This window comes from Nocardia sp. CC201C, assembly GCF_030010695.1.
In the GTDB taxonomy this organism is placed as follows: Bacteria; Actinomycetota; Actinomycetes; order Mycobacteriales; family Mycobacteriaceae; genus Nocardia; species Nocardia otitidiscaviarum.
This window is the reverse complement of the sequence record NZ_JASCXP010000548.1, coordinates 1-3964: the sequence shown is the minus strand read 5'-3', so window position 1 is coordinate 3964 and position 3964 is coordinate 1. Positions and strand designations below refer to the sequence as shown.

The 3964-nt window shown below is 67.6% G+C and carries 3 protein-coding genes; all 3 read right to left on the bottom strand.

Annotation, left to right across the window (positions count from 1 at the left end):
* Positions 1-1224, bottom strand: a 1224-nt coding sequence (locus tag QK444_RS33755; protein ID WP_282786078.1) for a DEAD/DEAH box helicase, incomplete at its 3' end; no start/stop codon positions are given.
* 174 nt (positions 1225-1398) lie between these two features.
* Positions 1399-1710, bottom strand: coding sequence for a pyrimidine/purine nucleoside phosphorylase (locus QK444_RS33750; protein ID WP_143981584.1), 312 nt, complete (start codon positions 1708-1710; stop codon positions 1399-1401).
* 64 nt (positions 1711-1774) lie between these two features.
* Positions 1775-3964: RelA/SpoT family protein (locus tag QK444_RS33745; protein ID WP_282786077.1), on the bottom strand; the 2190-nt coding region annotated here is incomplete at its 5' end.

Below are 3964 nucleotides of genomic sequence, written 5' to 3'. Positions count from 1 at the left end.
GCGTTCCGGCGATGTCGCGGCGGGCTCGGGGCGGGCGGTCACCAGCGGGGCGATGGGGCCGACCAGGGTGGTCACCTCGGCCGAATTCCCGGTCACCCGTTGCGGGGTGGCGGTGATGGCCGCCTTGCGGAGCAGGGCTGCGACGTCGCGGCGCTGCTCGGGCAGGACCACGGTCACCACATCGCCGGAGCTGCCCGCGCGGGCGGTGCGACCGGAACGATGCAGGTACGCCTTGTGTTCGGCGGGCGGGTCCACGTGGACGACCAGTTCCACGTCGTCCACGTGCACACCGCGGGCGGCGATATCGGTGGCGACCAGCACGCGCGCGGTACCCGCGGCGAAGGCGGCGAGGTTGCGGTCGCGCACCGCCTGGGAGAGGTTGCCGTGCAGGTCGGTGGCGGGAATGCCAACGGCCGTCAGCTGTTTGGCCAGGCGGCGGGCGTGGTGTTTGGTGCGCATGAACAGGATGCGGCGGCCGGTGCCGGAGGCCAGCACCTGCACCAGATCGCGTTTGGCGCCGGCGTCGGAGACCTCGAAGATGTGGTGGGTCATGGCCGGAACCGGCGAATGCGCCTCATCCACGCTGTGCGACAGCGGATTTCGCAGGAAGCGTTTAACCAGTTTGTTCACGCCGTTGTCCAGGGTGGCGGAGAACAGCAGCCGCTGACCGGTATCCGGAGTGGCCGCGAGAATACGGGTCACGCCGGGTAGGAAGCCGAGATCGGCCATATGGTCGGCCTCGTCGAGCACGGTGATGCGCACCGCGTCCAACGAGACCAGGCCCTGCTTCATGAGGTCCTCGAGGCGGCCGGGGCAGGCCACCACGATCTGCGCGGTCTTCAGCGCACGCGCCTGCCGATTCTGCGGGACGCCACCGAAGATGGTCGTCACCCGCAGCCCGCACGCGGTGGCCATGGGTTCCAGGGTGGCGGCGATCTGGGTCGCCAGCTCGCGCGTGGGGGCCAGGATCAGCCCGGCCGGGCGCGCGGGCGTGACCGCCACACCGGCGAGCCGGTGCACCATCGGAATGGAGAAGGCGAGGGTTTTACCGCTGCCGGTCTTACCGCGCGCCAGCACGTCGCGACCCACGAGGGTGTCGGGCAGCGTGGCCGCCTGAATCGGGAAGGGCGCGGTGATCCCGTTCGCGGTCAGCGCGTCGATCAGGTCGGTGCGCAGGCCGAGCGCGGCGAAGGTCGTGGCAGGGCTCGATGAACGAGTCGTCATGGGTATTCGGGGTGCCTTTCGAGCATCTGGGGTGACCGCAGCGGTGCACGAAAGAAAGACATCCACGACGGAAAGGAGTACAAGATCAGTACTCGACTCCAGCACTATAGCTCACCCCGGCCGCTCGGGGCGGACAATGTGTCCCGTCCCGCACCGGCCGGGGTGCGTTGACGGTCAGCCGTAGTGGCAGACGTAGTGCACCGGCGAGAGCACCTCGATCTGGAAGGAGCTGTTCGCGGGCACGTCGAAGGACTGCCCACCCCGGTAGGTGACGGCCTCGCTCGCCCCGGCGAGGGTGATCCGGCACTCCCCGTCCAGCAACTCCATGACCTCGGGCGCGCCGGTGTCGAATGTCAGCGTGGCCGGGAGGATCGTCCCCACGGACTTGCGGGTGCCGTCGGCCAACTCGATGTCGTGGCTGAGGCATTTGCCGTCGAAGTAGACATTGGCCTTCTTGGTGACGGTGACATTCTCGAACGTCGTCATGAACTCTCCTCGTTCCGGGGGACGAGCCAGCCTAGCTGGCGCCGCCCCCGGGACCCTCGGGAGGTCAGGCCGCGGAGGTGACGCGGTAGACGTCGTAGACGCCCTCCACATTGCGGACCACGTTGAGCAGGTGGCCGAGATGTTTGGGGTCGCCCATCTCGAAGGTGAACTTGGAGATGGCCACCCGGTCACCGGAGGTCATGACCGAGGCGGAGAGGATATTGACCTTCTCGTCGGCGAGCACCTTGGTGACGTCGGAGAGCAGCCGGGTGCGATCCAGGGCCTCGATCTGGATGGCGACCAGGAAGACCGAGGACGGGGACGGAGCCCATTTCACCTCGATGATGCGTTCCGGCTCGCTGCGCAGCGAGTCGGCATTGGTGCAGTCGGTGCGGTGCACCGACACCGCACCGCCGCGGGTCACGAAGCCCATGATCTCGTCACCCGGCACCGGGGTGCAGCACTTGGCCAGCTTGGCCACCGTGCCGGACGCGCCCGGAATCTCCACACCCGCGTCACCGGTGCCACGCTGGCGCGCCGGAACCGTGGAGGGCGTGGACCGTTCGGCGAGTTCGTTCTCCACATCGCCGACGCCGCCGAGTTGGGCCATGAGTCGCTGCACCACATGGTGCGCCGACACCTGGCTCTCGCCGACCGCGGCGTAGAGCGCCGAGATATCCGGGTAGTGCAGTTCGTGGGCCAGCGCCGACATGGCGTCGGCGCTCATCAGGCGCTGCAACGGCAGGCCCGAACGCCGGACCTCCTTGCTGATGGCCTCCTTGCCCGCTTCCAGGGCCTCTTCGCGGCGCTCCTTGGCGAACCACTGCCGGATCTTGGCCTTGGCGCGCGGGGAGACCACGAAGTTCTGCCAGTCGCGGCTGGGTCCGGCGTTCTGCGCCTTGGAGGTGAAGATCTCGACGACCTCACCGTTCTCCAGCTGCCGTTCCAGCGCGACCAGGCGGCCGTTCACGCGGGCACCGATACAGCGGTGGCCGACCTCGGTGTGCACGGCGTAGGCGAAATCCACCGGGGTGGACTTCTGCGGCAGCGTGATCACATCGCCCTTGGGGGTGAACACGAAGATCTCGGGCGATTTCAGATCGAAGCGCAGTGACTCCAGGAACTCGGCCGGGTCGGCGGCCTCCCGCTGCCAGTCCAGCAGCTGCCGCATCCACGCCATGTCATCGACCTCGGTCGAATCATTGGAGTGTTTGCCCTTGGTCTCCTTGTACCGCCAGTGCGCGGCGATGCCGAACTCGGCGGTCCGGTGCATGTCCTGGGTGCGGATCTGCACCTCCAGGGGTTTGCCGTCCGGGCCGACCACGGTGGTGTGCAGCGACTGGTAGACGCCGTAGCGCGGCTGGGCGATGTAGTCCTTGAACCGGCCCGCCATCGGCTGCCACAGCGAGTGCACCACACCGACCGCGGCATAGCAGTCGCGCACCTCGTCGCAGAGGATGCGGATGCCGACCAGATCGTGGATGTCGTCGAAGTCCTTACCCTTGACGATCATCTTCTGGTAGATCGACCAGTAGTGCTTGGGGCGGCCCTCGACGATGGCATTGATCCGGCTGGCGGCGAGGGTGTTGACGATCTCGGCGCGCACCTTGGCCAGGTAGGTGTCGCGGGAGGGCGCGCGGTCGGCGACCAGGCGCACGATCTCGTCGTACTTCTTGGGGTGCAGGATCGCGAAGGCGAGATCCTCCAGCTCCCATTTGACGGTCGCCATACCGAGCCGGTGCGCCAGCGGCGCGATGACCTCGAGGGTTTCGCGGGCCTTCTTGGCCTGCTTCTCCGGCGGCAGGAACCGCATGGTGCGCATATTGTGCAGCCGGTCGGCCACCTTGATCACCAGCACGCGCGGGTCGCGGGCCATGGCGATGATCATCTTGCGAATGGTCTCGGCCTCGGCGGCCGCACCCAGGTTCACCTTGTCCAGCTTGGTGACGCCGTCGACCAGGTGCGCGACCTCCTGACCGAATTCGTTGGTCAGCTCGTCGAGGGAGTAGCCGGTGTCCTCGACGGTGTCGTGCAGCAGTGCGGCCACCAGCGTGGTGGTGTCCATGCCCAGCTCGGCCAGGATGTTGGCCACCGCCAGCGGATGGGTGATGTACGGATCGCCGGATTTGCGGAACTGATGCGCGTGCTTCTCGTCGGCCACGTCGAAGGCGCGCTGCAACAGCTGCAGGTTGGCCTTCGGATACAGCTCGCGATGGACGGTCGCGAGGGGTTCGAGCACCGGCTTGACGGCGGC

What these genes read in the sequence shown, in the direction of transcription:
- QK444_RS33750 (WP_143981584.1), bottom strand. Translation starts at nt 1,710, where the DNA reads ATGACGACGTTCGAGAATGTCACCGTCACCAAGAAGGCCAATGTCTAC.